The 14,496-nt window shown below is 33.1% G+C and carries 16 protein-coding genes; 8 read left to right on the forward strand and 8 right to left on the reverse strand.

Annotated features, from left to right (window positions below; genetic code table 11):
* Positions 1 to 238 precede the first annotated feature (238 nt).
* From ABW636_RS20445 to ABW636_RS20460, 4 genes are all read right to left on the reverse strand, one after another.
* On the reverse strand, positions 239 to 778 hold the full coding sequence (locus ABW636_RS20445; protein ID WP_367591950.1) for a TPM domain-containing protein: 540 nt from the start codon (positions 776 to 778) through the stop codon (positions 239 to 241).
* 142 nt (positions 779 to 920) lie between these two features.
* On the reverse strand, positions 921 to 1,508 hold the full coding sequence (locus ABW636_RS20450) for a 2OG-Fe(II) oxygenase family protein (RefSeq protein ID WP_367591951.1): 588 nt from the start codon (positions 1,506 to 1,508) through the stop codon (positions 921 to 923).
* 209 nt (positions 1,509 to 1,717) lie between these two features.
* On the reverse strand, positions 1,718 to 3,376 hold the full coding sequence (locus tag ABW636_RS20455) for a S41 family peptidase (protein ID WP_367591952.1): 1,659 nt from the start codon (positions 3,374 to 3,376) through the stop codon (positions 1,718 to 1,720).
* Between the two features lie 52 nt (positions 3,377 to 3,428).
* Positions 3,429 to 3,833, reverse strand: a complete 405-nt coding sequence (locus tag ABW636_RS20460; protein WP_367591953.1) for a hypothetical protein — start codon at positions 3,831 to 3,833, stop codon at positions 3,429 to 3,431.
* 111 nt (positions 3,834 to 3,944) lie between these two features.
* Between ABW636_RS20460 and ABW636_RS20465 the strand changes: the two genes are divergently transcribed.
* The 3 genes from ABW636_RS20465 (at position 3,945) to ABW636_RS20475 (ending at position 5,718) form a co-directional block, all read left to right on the forward strand.
* Positions 3,945 to 4,163, forward strand: a complete 219-nt coding sequence (locus ABW636_RS20465; protein ID WP_367591954.1) for a hypothetical protein — start codon at positions 3,945 to 3,947, stop codon at positions 4,161 to 4,163.
* A gap of 268 nt (positions 4,164 to 4,431) precedes the next feature.
* Positions 4,432 to 5,481, forward strand: coding sequence for an IS4 family transposase (locus tag ABW636_RS20470; protein WP_367591989.1), 1,050 nt, complete (start codon positions 4,432 to 4,434; stop codon positions 5,479 to 5,481).
* Between the two features lie 69 nt (positions 5,482 to 5,550).
* A complete protein-coding gene (locus ABW636_RS20475; protein WP_367591955.1) occupies positions 5,551 to 5,718 on the forward strand; it encodes a hypothetical protein in 168 nt (55 codons plus the stop codon).
* A 280-nt stretch (positions 5,719 to 5,998) separates the two neighbouring features.
* On the opposite strand, the gene ABW636_RS20480 is transcribed toward ABW636_RS20475, so the two are convergent.
* From ABW636_RS20480 to ABW636_RS20490, 3 genes are all read right to left on the reverse strand, one after another.
* Entirely contained in the window at positions 5,999 to 6,586 is a 588-nt protein-coding gene (locus tag ABW636_RS20480; protein WP_367591956.1) for a hypothetical protein, read from the reverse strand.
* Positions 6,587 to 6,880: 294 nt separating this feature from the next.
* A complete protein-coding gene (locus tag ABW636_RS20485; RefSeq protein WP_367591957.1) occupies positions 6,881 to 7,054 on the reverse strand; it encodes a hypothetical protein in 174 nt (57 codons plus the stop codon).
* A gap of 111 nt (positions 7,055 to 7,165) precedes the next feature.
* Complete coding sequence (locus tag ABW636_RS20490) at positions 7,166 to 7,480, reverse strand: hypothetical protein (protein ID WP_367591958.1); 315 nt, start codon at positions 7,478 to 7,480, stop codon at positions 7,166 to 7,168.
* On the opposite strand from ABW636_RS20490, the gene ABW636_RS20495 reads away from it, so the two are divergent.
* From ABW636_RS20495 to ABW636_RS20515, 5 genes are all read left to right on the forward strand, one after another.
* Complete coding sequence (locus ABW636_RS20495; protein WP_367591959.1) at positions 7,479 to 7,610, forward strand: hypothetical protein; 132 nt, start codon at positions 7,479 to 7,481, stop codon at positions 7,608 to 7,610. The two genes, ABW636_RS20490 and ABW636_RS20495, sit on opposite strands and share 2 nt — an antisense overlap.
* Before the next feature lie 384 nt (positions 7,611 to 7,994).
* Entirely contained in the window at positions 7,995 to 9,764 is a 1,770-nt protein-coding gene (locus tag ABW636_RS20500) for a helix-turn-helix domain-containing protein (protein ID WP_367591960.1), read from the forward strand.
* A gap of 101 nt (positions 9,765 to 9,865) precedes the next feature.
* Positions 9,866 to 10,051, forward strand: coding sequence for a hypothetical protein (locus ABW636_RS20505; protein WP_367591961.1), 186 nt, complete (start codon positions 9,866 to 9,868; stop codon positions 10,049 to 10,051).
* 214 nt (positions 10,052 to 10,265) lie between these two features.
* Positions 10,266 to 12,551, forward strand: coding sequence for a lantibiotic dehydratase family protein (locus ABW636_RS20510; protein WP_367591962.1), 2,286 nt, complete (start codon positions 10,266 to 10,268; stop codon positions 12,549 to 12,551).
* 54 nt (positions 12,552 to 12,605) lie between these two features.
* A complete protein-coding gene (locus tag ABW636_RS20515; protein ID WP_367591963.1) occupies positions 12,606 to 13,475 on the forward strand; it encodes a thiopeptide-type bacteriocin biosynthesis protein in 870 nt (289 codons plus the stop codon).
* 30 nt (positions 13,476 to 13,505) lie between these two features.
* Here ABW636_RS20515 and ABW636_RS20520 read toward each other — a convergent pair whose 3' ends face one another.
* Positions 13,506 to 14,438 carry an alpha/beta fold hydrolase gene (locus tag ABW636_RS20520; RefSeq protein WP_367591964.1) on the reverse strand — a complete coding sequence of 311 codons (933 nt, stop codon included), beginning with the start codon at positions 14,436 to 14,438 and terminating at the stop codon, positions 13,506 to 13,508.
* Positions 14,439 to 14,496: the final 58 nt, after the last annotated feature.

Consider the following 14,496-nt stretch of genomic DNA (forward strand, 5'->3'; position numbering starts at 1 on the left):
ACCAGCACTAGAAGAAGAATGTCAGTAAAATTATGTTTCAAATTTCCTTTATTAGTACGACGTGGGTCTTGAAGATCAGAAAAATGAGTAGTAAGAAAACACGTGTTAAATTTAGAATTGGGTGAATTTGTCATTTTTTTATATCCCTGACAGTATATGGTCAGGCACTTGACAACAAGTCAAAGATAAAAAAAATAACGCCTCAGGTCATTTTTTAAATGAAATTGCCCTGTATTTATTACCACTTTGTGATTAAATCTTCTATTCCTTTTTTAATGCCTTTGTAAAAGTTACCATTTTTAAATTCTGGAATCATAGTGCTATCAATTACTTTTTTACAAATTACGTCTGTTAATACTAGCTCTGTTCCATAACCCGTTGCAATACCAATTTTTCTTTTGGGTTTACAAAGAACCATGATAAGACCATTATTTTTTTCTGTGGTGCCTACACCCCATTTTTGTCCAAGTACTGTAGCATATTTTTGGATATTGGGATATGAAGCAATACTATCGACAGTAACCACTACAATCTGTCGTGTTGTAGCCTGATCATAGTCGTATAAGGTTTTTGATAGCTCACTTTTCTGAGCATTTGTAAATACCTGACTATAATCATTTATGATTCCGATAGGTTTAGGAAATGCATTTTTTTCTATTTCTGAAAGCGTAACTGTAGATACCGATTTTTTGGTAGTTTCTTGCTTAGAACCCCATTTGCACGAAATTAAACTTACAAATAGTAGAAATAATACAGTTAGTTGTTGTGTTTTTTTCATGATAGCCAATTTAATGATAGAGTCTAATAGCTATTTGTTTACAAAAAAATAGTACTATAAAGAAAGCACACATATATATACTTAGTTTCATAGCATAAGTTTTTAAAATAGGCAGAGAATACATTTGTTTACTCACTCATTTTTATTTAAAAGGAGCTCCAGTCACCCATAACACCAAAGATCTACGTTCGCCTGCTGTTACAGGGGTCACACGGTGCATGCAATATGTCGGAAATAGAGTAATCGATCCCTTTTTTTTAGGAAATTCTATAACATCTCTATCTACAAATAGTTCGAACAATCCGCCTTCATATTCTTCTGCATCAGAAAGTTGTATGACAATGCTGATCTTTCGTCGGGCTGCTATTCCTGTACCTACATCCATATGCCAGTCATAATGCCCACCATCGCTGTAGTAAACTCCATATTGTAGTTTTCCCAAATCATCATCTACATCAAATTGCCAAAAATCATCATTTGCTTTCTTATAGAGTGCTATTAATTTTTTATACAGCCATTCAATTCCTTCAATTTCAGGAGTTAACCATTTTACCTCACTTTTTCTATAACTATCTCGGTCATTAGAACCCGAGTTAAGCGTTGCTTTTTTAAATGGAATTGTATCTGCCAGCGCATGTATCTTATCGATTTCTTCGGAAGAAAAAGCATTTGGATCATAATGCCATCTGCTAAGGTTTACTGTTGGCTGTGTTTTTGTTGATGAACTCATATTTGGTATAATTTATATAATTCTTTTTTTCTAATAATGTATTTATTTCGATATCTAGGTATAACTCTTTAATGCAAAATTGGGGCGTATAACTTCTACTTTAATGAATGTCATAACTCGACGAAATGTTACGTTTTTTAATTTTTACATTCTTAGCGGGTTATTTAATAAACATTATAAAATTACTACTATACTTCTATATCAAATACTTAATCAATGTTAGATTTGGTTGTATTTATAAACGCTATAGCTTTATCTAATACTTCGTCTTTTCCTTTTCTAATCCCCTCTATGGTTGGGGTAATCTCTATATCAGGAACAATTCCGATTCTTTGTGTTTCTTTACCACTAGGATAAAATATCCCAATACCTGTCATCACTGTCTTAAACCCACCTACAAATTCTATAGTGCTTATATTGCCATCGGCTCCAGAGGTTTGACTTCCTATTACGGTAGCATTAATAGACGTTTGTAAGCACATGGTTGTAAATTCTGCATGGCTTTGTGTTTGTTCGTTTACCAATAGCACAACTTTTCCAGTATATTCTTTTCCGTTGTTTTTACCACAGCTGTGGGGAGTTGTCCAGACAAATTTACCGGGATATCTTAAGTCGGGTATGGTGATCATTACAAACTCTTTAGGTACTTTATTTAAATATTCGGCAATCGAATGCATGGTTTTCCTGGGATAATTTCTAATATCAAATATAATAGCTTTGGTGGTGAATAGGCTATCCATCATAGCAGGGACATCTTTTTTTTCCAAAACACCCATATTAACATATCCAATATGATCATCGAGTATTTTCCATTTTTTAGGAGAAGGTTTTTTATAATTAAATTCATTAAATGTATATCTCTTAATGAATTTATGATATGATTTCCCGTTTCGATCAAAATCGATATGTACAGAGTCTGTAGATCCATTAAATATCGCATGAGAGTAATTTCGTAATCGTACAGAAGCATTAGAAGCATTGATATAGGGCTTTTTTTCTTCTAGGATTTCAGCAATTGGTTTTCCGTTTACTTTTGTGATAACATCTCCGATTTGCAAATCATCTTTTTGTGCCAATGAATCATTATAAAAACGGGTAAGAATAGCTTTGTTAGCTATAATTTTAAATTTTGAAGGAATTCGTTTTATACCAAAATAATCACTGGTAAGTGGGGTAACTAACCCAGCATGGGTGTCATTAATTTTTACGACCAATTCGAGCATGGTCAAGTGGTATTCCTGTTCTGTTGCTGGTGATAAAAACTTTGGGATAAATTGTTGTAATACCAAATCCCAATCGTCATCGGTTTGATATTTATACGGAAAAAAGTATTCGATAATATTCCAATATTTAAAAAGAGCCAGCATTCTCAACTTTTTATCTTTCCAATCAAAATCTTTATAGTCGGGTTCGTTTCTGATCTCTATATTTCCTATAAGATTATGGTGAGAAACATAATGATGATTTCCTTGAAATCGATTGTTTTCTATAAATTGTAGTTGACGGCTTAGTTCTTTTGTAAACAACAATTCATCTTGTGTCCAGCTGAGATCAAAATTTTTTCCAAAATAATTACTGCTACTTTTTTCATAGCAAGAACTACAGCTTTCTACTTTTTCCAAAGATGCTATCCAATCCAGATATACCTGGGATAATTCTTCTTTGGTAGTTGCTTTTTCTATCTTAGGTAAAACTTTAAACAATTGCTTATCCCAATTATAGGTTCCTTTGCCCACTTCTGGATGATAATATTTTAAAAACCCCCATATTTTTGCGGTGGCAGCCAATTTTTCTACCTGGGTTAAAGGTTGTTGTTTACAGTTGGTTAGTGCAGTTAGAAGTAGTAGTAAGAGTAGTGTTTTTTTCATTGCTATAAATAAATTGTTGAGGTATGGTTTTTTTCTGTTTTTTAAAGGTATATTACAAAGCTGTCAGTATTTCTTCTTTTAGTTTGGTAAGCACGGTAGCAATCTCTTTGCATGATGTTTTGGCATTTCTAGATACCGATTTGGTCGTAGTGATATCTCGATGTTCTGCTGTTTTTGCTATGGTGGTATGTTGTACAATGACCGAAATTTCTGCCTCGCAAGTATAGGGTTGTCCAGCAAAAATAGTATCAAACTGGGTAGTGTCGAGATTCTTAAAATCTGTTATAGACTCTAAATTCAATTGTATTTTTTCGCAGTTTTTTGTGGATTGAGAACTTAGTGTGATTACCACCACAGAAATTTCTTTTATGGCAACAAGATCAGATGCGTTAAGCTTTGTAAAAGCAAAAGAGATTACAACGCTGATAAACAGTGTAATTAAAAGTGATTTTTTCATAAATATGGTTATTTGTGTTTTTTGTATTGCAAGAATACTACATCATAGTATCATTTTTTGACATTGAGGTGTTTTTGTGTTTTTTTTCAAAAACTCTAATTCCACAAAAAAATGACATTTACTCACCGAAAAGGCACGACAAAAGTATATATGCTTAGATATACCAAAACAGACTTGACTCTACATATAAAAGAAGTTCTACATAACGATACTATTGATTGTAAAACCAAGGATGTATATAAAAAGGACTTTTACCAATCAATAGAAGGTTTCGATAGAAATAACAATGTACAGGAATCAGTAGAAGAAAAAAGAAAAGTAGCCAAATAATAAGGAAATCGAAATATTTTTTTAGTTCTTTTTTGACATGATTTGAAACGTATTGATCATTATCTTTTTAAAATCTTATTAGTTTCCTCTCCTAGAGAGCTACCGTGTGTACACAAATATTTATTATTTTTCAATTGTATAAAAAAGACTTTATGGAAAAAGCAATATTAAGAGATAAAATAGATTTTTCGGGATATTTACCAGATAGTCGTTTGGTAAAAAGGGGGCTTTACTTTTAAATGCTATCATTGATAGTAAGAATTGTGTAATTCGCCAATTATCTAAAGATTATGCTGAGCAAAGAGCTAATTATCGTTTTTTAAACAACTCAAGAGTGGAAGAATCATTACTTATATCAGAATGTACATCCAGAGCGGGTAAGCTCTGTGATTCGAAGCATCTTTTAGTTATTCAAGATACTACAGAGATCAACTTGCAAAGTCATTCTGGTCGATTAGATCCTCATAGTGGTGTTGGTCCTGTAGGAAACAACAAAGATGTTGGTTTCTTTTTGCACCCTAGTTTGGTTTTGGATTCACATACCCTGACCCCTTTAGGTTTTTCAAGTATTGGGATTTATCATAGAAAATGGGATAAAGGCGATAAATATAGTAGGGGATATAACAACCTTCCCATAGAAGAGAAAGAATCTTATAAGTGGATACATAATAGTAAGGTTTCAAAGAAAAATTTAGCATCTGCAGCATCAATAACAATTATCCAAGACAGGGAAGGTGATATTTATGAGCAGTTTGCAGGTGTTCCAGATCAGCGCACCCATCTTTTGATTAGAATACGGATCAATAGGAGATTGTCTAATATACCAGAGAAGCTTTTTGATCATTTACAAGAACAACCTGTGGCAGGACAGTATCTTTTGAATATTGAAAATTCACAAAAAAACAATAGAAAAGCAAGAAAAGCCATAATGGAGTTGAAATATAAACAGGTAGAAATCAAACGTCCTGCTAAAGCACCTAAAGACATCCCAAAAACACTTAAGTTATATGTAGTAGAAGCTAAAGAATCTAATAAAACTGTTCCCAAAGGAGAATCAGCGATATGCTGGAGGATATTCACAACCCATACCATAGAAACAGTCCAACAAGCTAAAACAATAGTTGAATGGTATAGTCAAAGATGGTTCATTGAGCAAATCTTTAGGTTAATCAAAAAGAAAGGCTTTGCTGTAGAAGATAGTGAATTGGAGTCTGGGTGGGCCATCCGAAAATTAACAATTATGGTATTACAAGCTGTTTTAAAAATATGCCAGATGATGATCGCTTATGGAAAAGAAGAAAGTCAGCCTGTTACATAAGTATTTAGTAGACAACAAATTAAATGCTTAAACCAACTCAACCAAAAACTGGAAGGAAATACCAATAAAATGAAAAACCCATATCCCAGAGAGGGATTAAGTTGGGCTACTTGGGTCATTGCGCGTTTAGCAGGTTGGTCTGGATATGCCTCTCAAAGACCTCCAGGACCAATTACACTTAAAAACGGATTAGATAAATTCAATATAATGTTTCAAGGATGGATGTTGCTAAACTGAAATATGTACACACGGTAGCCTAGAGAGAGAGGAAACACAATAGTATTATTGTTCGTTGACTAGGTTATTATTAGAGTGTAAGTGATATCCAACTCACGTTTTTTACCATTTAAATAGCTAAACAAACCTTGTTATGCAATTGCAGCTACGTTCATTATAGTATTTAATCGGCCCAAAGCCTTTGGTAAACCACATGGTTTATTTGCTATAATAGCAAATTTAAAATTAGAGTAGATACTAGAAAAGTAATATTGTTACGTATATAATGTGTGTTAATAGATTAATAATTCTTAGTAGCTAACCATTTCTCTACCCTATAATAGGTCGTTTTAGAAAAACCAAAAATTCTACAAACGTCGTCCATAGTTTCATAAGTAGAAGGATTGGTTTTTATATAGTGCTTTATTTCTAACGCTTTTTGGATAGAAGTTTCTTTCGGCCCCAAACGTCTTCCTGATGCTAGCCGGTTTTGACGATAAGTATGTTCTTTAAGCCTTTCCATATCAAAGATAGTATCGCTACTTTCGAGTTTTTCCATTCCTTTTCCCGTTTTTAAGACTCTAAAAGTCATAGATTGTATGGTATTTTCTTCACGTTCCTGAATATAATTGTATATAAAAATAGAAACGTTAAAATTTTTATATTCCTGTAACATTACTTTGTTTTTAATAAGTTTGGCAATAACTTTTTTTTCTTTTTTCATATAACTATCGATTTCTTCCTCGGAGCTATCAGGTGTTTCAGGACTTTTAGTAGCCAAATGATTTTTCCAGTTTTCTTTACTTAAAAAGTCTACAAGCATTGCGACTTCCTGAGACTTTGCAAGACGAATAGAAAAATCATAAGTGTCTTTAAGGGTGTTTGTCATAACTTTATGGGTAACTATGAACGTTAGTTTTTTTGATTAAATAATTGGTTTGATGGATCAATATAAGATGGGTTTTTTAGTTTTCATAATTTCTTAGGTAAAAGACTATATTTTATAATGTTGTGTATTGATAGGAAATAACATGAGCCTGAATCTATATTGTATTTATAAGAAAATTAGGATTCAAGGTTTTTAAAAGATATCTAGACCAATACTCCCCAGAATAAATCTAATTCTGGGGAGTATTGATTAAGAATTTTACTGATTTATAAATTAAAATCTTGAAATACTCGTTTAGGCTTGGTCATCACAATACGATACTGTTTTATACTGATATCCTTGTGGAGTATATACCAAAATAGTCGCCTTGCACCTACCCTGTTCCATTTCTGTACCTCCAGCAATATTTCTTTGCTGTTGTTTTTCTAATGTTTTTACCTCTTTTAATTCTAAAATGCTTTGTAACATAATTATTGAAATTTAAATTAATGTATTTATCCTGATCATTTAGAGACATTCAGGTATTATGTCTATTTTATGATCTAAGTATTTGCGGTTATAATTTTCTGTTTTTTAGTTTCATGAAATTTTTAGGAGAGGATGTATTCGTTTAGACTTTTTATCTGCGTTTATCTCACTAACATTGTTGGATGATAAATCCTTGGCATAAAATCCAAATTTAAAATCAACTCCTTTTGCATATACAAAACTTTGTATAGTAAAATCATATTCTATAGGAGCGTTTAGAGCTTTCATAATATCAATAATTCTATAGGTTTGCGCTCTCGAAATACCAAGCCTAGAGGCTAGGTTAACGGGAGTTCCTGTGGCATGCATTCTAATAAGTTGATCAATTCTTTGTATAAGTTCGAGTTGTTTAATGATAAGATTCATGGCTTTGTTTTTTTTATATGATGTAATGCGTTGTCCTTTTAATCCAGATATGATTAGAGGCTTAACTCAGAAAGAGATGATCGTTGCTATAGTGCAACTCCATCATACCGATGTTACTAAAATGGGATGATACATATCATTTATGCTGCTAAAAGAATGATATCCCGATTAATAATTGATTACTTTTTTTTGTTGAGTCAAATGTAATTGAGAGATTAGCGTTTTTGCAACAGGAATACACCGGGATTCAGGGAATCTTGGGTCGGTATTCCGGGAATTTAGATGGAAGAATAAAATGTAAATAATTGATTTGTAGTGTATTGTGTGTTTTGTTGTTAAAGTGGATTAATTGAAATTCATAAACGGGAAACTATATTGTTTGAGTACGTAATTATGGAATCATTTTTGTTTTTTGAAACTCAACGACGTTTCGAACAGAGAATGGTTATAAAAACGTACGTTAATTTTATTAGATACTATAGAACGGGTTTACATTATAAAAGCTAAGCGATAAATGAAGGTTATTTTAAAAAGTTGTTATATAAAAAGGGTAGTAGTATATGTGTTGGTGATAGCCCATGGTTTTTTGTGTTTGGGACCTGTGCATGCCCAAGTAAAAGAGAAGCAGTTCGTCTCTGATTCGATATATCAAATGGATTATAAACAGCTATATAATATGATTTATGATACGCTTAATAGTAATCCTACTATAGCAAAGAGGTATGCAAAAATATACCTGCAAAAAGCAAAAGATGATAAAGATACTTTAGAACAAGTACGAGGGTATCGTTTTATGGAGACTACAAATGGAACAGATTATAAAAAAGGCATTAAATATCTAGACAGTGCAATTACTATAGGAGCTAATTTGAAAGGAAAAAAATATCCTACAATTTTATACATACATAAAGCCAATATACTAGATGAGATGGCTAATTTTAAGGAAAGTTTGAGCAATTATTTAGTAGGATTAGATATCGCAAAAAAAAGAGGAAATGTTGGCTTGGAGAATGTAATAAATCATAATGTGGCGGTAATTAAAAGAAAATTTGGGCATTATGAAGAATCAAAATTACTTTTTAAAAATGTAGTAGCATATAATTTAGAACAATATAAAAAAAAGAAAATTTCACTTCATAAATATCATCATTCACTAACAGAATTAATCAATGTATACCGTCTTAATAACCAAATAGACTCTGCGTTTGTATTAAATGAAAAGGGAATAAGGGAATCAAAACAAAAAGGGCATGCATCTTATTTCATACTAAATAGAGGTGTGTTGTCCTGTTATAAAAAGAACTACTTAGGGGCGATTGAAGATATAAATAATTCATTACCCATACTTCTTAACCCAAAAAGTGCTTTAGTTTTTGACCCTTACCAAATTATTGATGCTTATTTGCATTTAGGTAAATCGTATCATCAGTTATCTAAAAAAGAAATTGCTTTTGAATATTATAAAAAAATAGATTCTATAGCAGAGACGACCAATTATGTCATGCCAGAAACGATAAAAGCCTATTTGGCATTAAAAAACTATTATAAAGATCTTGATGATAAGGATCAACAACTTGTATATATAGATAAGTTATTACGATCAGACAGTATTATAAATGATAACTACAATTACTTAAGAAAAAAAATAAAAAAAGAATACGATAGCCCAAGGTTGGTTGCACAAAAAGAAGTACTGATCAGAGCATTAGAAGAAACAAATCAAAAATCGTATAGTAGGTTTTTGATATCAGTTGGCTTGTTGTTAATAATAAGTATAGTAGCTGTCTTAAATTATAGAAAACAACGATTGTACAAAAAACGGTTTCAGCAATTAATTAAGAATGAATCTGTGGTCGTAACTATAGAACAACAAAATACAAGTGAAACCAAAGTACCAGAAAAGAAAAGTATTGGATTGAGTCAGGATATTGTAGAAAAAGTATTGAAAGAAATTGATGAGTTTGAAAAAAGCAACGATTTTTTGGCAACTAATCTTACTATAGATATTTTGGCACGAAAACTTAAAACCAATACCAAATATTTGTCAAAGATTATCAATTTTTACAAAGAGAAAAACTTTACCCAATATGTTAATGGTCTTAGGATAGGGTATATTATAGAAAAATTGAAAGATGACTCAAAATATAGGAATTATACTATAGAGGCATTGGCTACAGAATCAGGATTTAACTCTGCAGAGGTGTTTTCGAAGACTTTTTTTAAGAATACTGGGATCTACCCCTCTTATTTTGTAAAACAGATTGATAAACAGTTGGATAGGTAGGTGAGCGTTTGTCGAAATTCACGGAATCTAGATGTTAATACCTTATTTAAAATATGTTTTTACCTTATATTTGGATGATAAACATTAAAAATTTGTAAAGAATGAAAAAAGACTTAAGGTTGTTAAAAATGCAAATCACTAAATTATCAAAAGATCAATCAAGTACTCTAAATGGGGGAGGTCCAAGAGGGAACGATAGTAAAGCTAATCTTGATCGAGAAGGATGCGGTACCACAAATGCAAAATATGAAACAGATGATTTAAGTACTTTATTAGGAGAGTGTTAATCTAAAAAAAAAATATAAGCAACGAAGGTTTCATAAAACTTGTTTCAAGGTTTTTATGAAACCTTTGTCTTTTTATACTATTTGGTCAAAGCAATTTTTTTATAAAAAGAGTATTTTCTAAATAAGTATAAGTAACACCTGGATATCCTAAGGATACCACATAAAGTAGTATATTTATGGCTTAGTAATAATTATAGAAAATCACACCTATCTCTTGAAACAAAAGAATCCATATACTTTCTTCGAGCAATTTTGCCTTAGAACTCCACTTTTACCCTTAACATTTTATCATCACCTTACTCAGCAAAAGCAAATTACTCTTGATCAGTTCAAAGAGGTCTGGAAAGATCCTATGATCAAAGAAGCTATTTTTCTAGCCTCTCCAGAGCTATTTTCTGAAATAGAGAAATGGCTGTCAGGACAACTTACTGATGCCAAAAAAAATAGTCGATTGGCCTCTTCTTTACTAAAGTATTTATCCAGGATGAGCTCTCGCTGTACCCCTTTTGGCCTGTTTGCGGGCTGTAGCATGGGTACTTTTGGTAAAGGAAATATCATAGAACTAGATCATCCTGCTACCAATAACCGACAAACACGTTTTGATATGAATTTTTTGGTGGCGTTTTCACAAAAACTATCCAAAGAAGAAAATATCAAAAACCAATTGCGTTGGTATACCAATGACAGTTTGTATAAAATCGGAGATCAATATAGATATATAGAGTATCGATACAATCAATACAACAGAAGAGAGCACTCTATAGAAGCGGTAGCCTATGCAGAATATCTAGAACAGATTATAGAAGAGGCAAGAGCGGGTAAAAAAATTAAGGAACTAGCCACCTTACTGGTAGATGATGAGGTAAGCTATGAAGATGCTGCAGCGTTTATTGATGAGCTTATCGAAAATCAAATATTGGTAAGCCAGATAGAACCTACCGTTACTGGAGAAGATTTTCTAGAGCAAATCGAAAAGAGTTTACAAAACTTAGAAGGTACCCAGGAGGTACTAAAAGAAATTGCTCATTATAAGTCGTTTTTGGATCAAATAGACAAAAAACTTGATAATACATCCCAGGAGTATTTACAACTTAGTGAGCGATTAAAGCAATTAGAAACACCGTTTGAGTTAAAATACCTTTTTCAAACCGATATGTATACCAAAGCAGCTTCGAATCAACTCGATATACGCTGGGGGTACAAACTAACCAGAGCTTTAACCTTGTTGAACAAGATAAGTTTTGCGCAAAAGGAAACTTATCTATCAAGGTTTAAAGACGCTTTTACAAAGCGCTACGAGACACAAGAGATTCCGTTATCTGTTGCATTAGATACAGAAGTTGGGATAGGGTACTTACAACACCAGGATGCGAGCGATTCTACCTCTTTTTTAGACGATTTGTACATTCCAGGAAGACCGGGAGGCCCGCAAGAAATAAGATGGAATTCGGTTCAGGAGCTTTTACATAAAAAATTGCAAACAGTACATAAAGAGGGAGCAACGATTTTAACACTCGAAGATAAAGATTTTGATAATTTTGAGGTGGATTGGAATGACTTACCCGATACCATGTCGACCATTGCACAAATTGTAACTATAGGAGGAGAAGAAAAAATGATGTTTTCTTCTATGGGGGGATCTTCTGCAGCCAATCTTTTGGGGCGATTTTCTACCGGAAACGAGGACATCTTAAAACATGTAAGAAAAATTGCAGCAATAGAGCAAGAAATGAATCCTCGCAAGGTGCTGGCAGAAATAGTACATTTACCAGAATCCAGAACTGGTAATGTGATTCGGCGCGCCACTATTAGAGATTATGAAATACCTTACTTAGGCAAATCGAACGTTGCAACTGCCAAGCAGTTGCCCATCGATGATTTGATGATATCAATAAAATACGGTCGTGTAGTATTGCGATCCAAAACACTTGACAAAGAGGTTTCACCTCGATTAACTAATGCCCATAATTACAGTGCCAATGCATTGCCTGTATATCATTTTTTATGTGATATACAACACCAGGGCAAACGCTCGGGAATTGGTTTTTATTGGGGAGAGTCGCTAGAGAAGCATAGCTTTTTACCAAGAGTGATGTATAAAGAGTTTATTTTATCAAGTGCCCGTTGGAAAATTAATAAGGATGATATTTCATCGTTAAAGACAACCACAGGAAAAGAAAGAAGTGAGACCCTACTACAATGGAGGTCGGCTTTGAAAATTCCGCAATATGTGCAATTGGTAAGTGGGGATAATACATTGCTCATCAACCTAGAGAATGACAACTCAATCGATATGTGGTTAGATGCAGTAAAAAATACAAATACATGCATTCTCGAAGAATTCTTGTTTGCAGACGAAGGAAATGATCAGCAACCAAAAGGAGTTGTAAGGCAAGGAGTAATGGGTTATACTAATCAATTTGTAATTTCATTATTTAATCAGGAAAAATTAAATCAGGTAAAAAAAATAAAAAATACATTAAAAACGGCCGAAGCCTGATTTGAGTATCACGCTGTAAAAAATCAAGATGAGTTCAAAGTTAAAATATATTGCATGAGTACCAAAAGAACGTATATATTAGGAGATGAATGGTTGTATTATAAGTTATATTGTGGTGCCAGAAGTTCTGATGTAATACTTACAGAAACTATAAAACCCCTTACAGAAGATTTATTAGATAAGGGGTTGATTGACTCCTGGTTTTTTATTCGTTATGGAGATCCTGATTCTCATATCAGGATACGTTTTCATTTGGTAGATATCAGTAAAATAGGAACTGTCATTACCCAATTAAATCAGGTATTACAAGAATATGTAGCACAACATATTATCCATAAAATACAAGCAGATACTTATCTAAGAGAATTAGAACGCTATGGTGCCAATACTATAGAAGTTTCTGAAGAATTGTTTTTTCATGACAGTACGATGTTGTTACATGGGATTTCGTTGATCGAAGACGAAGAATTGTATTTTTTGTTTGTGGTAAAAGCGATCCAAAAGCTTTTAGACAGTTTTGGATATAACGAAGAACGTAAGATGCGTCTGCTTACTGCCAATGCTCAGGCATTTAAGAACGAGTTTCATGCAGATAAACGACTGAATAAGCAACTTGATAAAAAATACAGAGGAATACGAGAAAAACTAACTTCTTTTCTCGAATCATCTCATACTGATGAAGCCTATACGGTTTTGGATCAAATCATAGCTCAGAAAACGGAAAAATCATTGCAACTCACACAACAGATATTACAGATTCATACAGCTGGCCAGTTAGAAATGCAATTAGATGATATCATGAGTAGCTATATACACATGCTGGTAAATAGAGCGTTTAGATCTAAACAGCGTTTTTATGAGCTGGTATGTTATGACTTTTTAGTAAGGTACCAAAAAACCAAAATGAGCTACACTGTATCTTAGTGCAATGTATATAGTTGTCTGAGTAAAGAATTATCTTAAAAAATCAATGATTTTATAAGCGATCTCTGTGGCTTTGGTTTCTTGTACAAAGTGTTTTTCGTCAACAAAATGGATGTCTTGGCTATTTACTTTTAAGGCGTTCGAAGCTCTGGTTTGCTGAGGTGGCCATTGTAACATGGTATCGTGTATCCCCCATATCACACTTACCGGAATTTTAATGTTTTCGAACACATCAGAGTAATCGGGTAGTACATTACAGGTTTGGCTATAAAAATAATACATAGCATGGGTTTTACCCTCTAGCAAAGGAGTTTTGTACCCTTCTACATCAAGTGAATTAAGCGTATTTTCTTTTAGCCCTTGTTTAAATAAGCTTTTAAGAAGTGTATTGGTGGTTACCCCGTTACGATAGGCCCACATGGCTGTTTTAGCAACACCGCCAGGTTTCATTCTTACCGGGGGATAAAACCCTTCTTCATAAATAATCGTATTAAGCACCACTAGCTTTTCAATTTTATCGGGATCTTGTCTCATCAGCTCCCAAGTCCATAACCCTCCTGCATCGTGCATCACATGAGTCCATGATTCTATCCCCAGAGCATTCATAAGTTCTAAGAGACGTTTTGCATGGTTTTCTGCATTGTATATTTCAAAACCTTCTGGAGAATCGCTGGATCCATAGCCTAACATATCGGGTATGATGACACGATACCCCGCACTAGTTAACGGTTGTATCATTTTGCGATATAACCAGCCAGAAGTAGGAACCCCATGTAAAAGAACAATTACCGGGCCGCTACCCTCATCGATGTACTTAATTAAACCATCGTCTGAAGGATATAATCTTTGATCGGCTCTAAAATTTTCATAGGTTATTTGGTTTTTTCTAATCTTGGTGGCTTGATAAGGTTTACAAGAAAAAAGCAATACCCCTATAAGGGCAAATACAAAAAGATTTTTCATGGGTAACGGTAATTTAACTAGGCCTGCAATTTACTTAAAATCATTTTGGTATGCTAGA

The organism is Aquimarina discodermiae (genome assembly GCF_040786235.1).
Taxonomy (GTDB): domain Bacteria; phylum Bacteroidota; class Bacteroidia; order Flavobacteriales; family Flavobacteriaceae; genus Aquimarina.

Bases quoted from the DNA above. Each gene is read 5' to 3' on its own strand.
- ABW636_RS20445 (WP_367591950.1), bottom strand. From the start codon at position 778: ATGAAAAAAACACAACAACTAACTGTATTATTTCTACTATTTGTAAGT.
- ABW636_RS20450 (WP_367591951.1), bottom strand. From the start codon at position 1,508: ATGAGTTCATCAACAAAAACACAGCCAACAGTAAACCTTAGCAGATGG.
- ABW636_RS20455 (WP_367591952.1), bottom strand. From the start codon at position 3,376: ATGAAAAAAACACTACTCTTACTACTACTTCTAACTGCACTAACCAAC.
- ABW636_RS20460 (WP_367591953.1), bottom strand. From the start codon at position 3,833: ATGAAAAAATCACTTTTAATTACACTGTTTATCAGCGTTGTAATCTCT.
- ABW636_RS20465 (WP_367591954.1), top strand. From the start codon at position 3,945: ATGACATTTACTCACCGAAAAGGCACGACAAAAGTATATATGCTTAGA.
- ABW636_RS20475 (WP_367591955.1), top strand. From the start codon at position 5,551: ATGAAAAACCCATATCCCAGAGAGGGATTAAGTTGGGCTACTTGGGTC.
- ABW636_RS20480 (WP_367591956.1), bottom strand. From the start codon at position 6,586: ATGACAAACACCCTTAAAGACACTTATGATTTTTCTATTCGTCTTGCA.
- ABW636_RS20485 (WP_367591957.1), bottom strand. From the start codon at position 7,054: ATGTTACAAAGCATTTTAGAATTAAAAGAGGTAAAAACATTAGAAAAA.
- ABW636_RS20495 (WP_367591959.1), top strand. From the start codon at position 7,479: ATGGCTTTGTTTTTTTTATATGATGTAATGCGTTGTCCTTTTAATCCA.
- ABW636_RS20490 (WP_367591958.1), bottom strand. From the start codon at position 7,480: ATGAATCTTATCATTAAACAACTCGAACTTATACAAAGAATTGATCAA.
- ABW636_RS20500 (WP_367591960.1), top strand. From the start codon at position 7,995: ATGAAGGTTATTTTAAAAAGTTGTTATATAAAAAGGGTAGTAGTATAT.
- ABW636_RS20505 (WP_367591961.1), top strand. From the start codon at position 9,866: ATGAAAAAAGACTTAAGGTTGTTAAAAATGCAAATCACTAAATTATCA.
- ABW636_RS20515 (WP_367591963.1), top strand. From the start codon at position 12,606: ATGAGTACCAAAAGAACGTATATATTAGGAGATGAATGGTTGTATTAT.
- ABW636_RS20520 (WP_367591964.1), bottom strand. From the start codon at position 14,438: ATGAAAAATCTTTTTGTATTTGCCCTTATAGGGGTATTGCTTTTTTCT.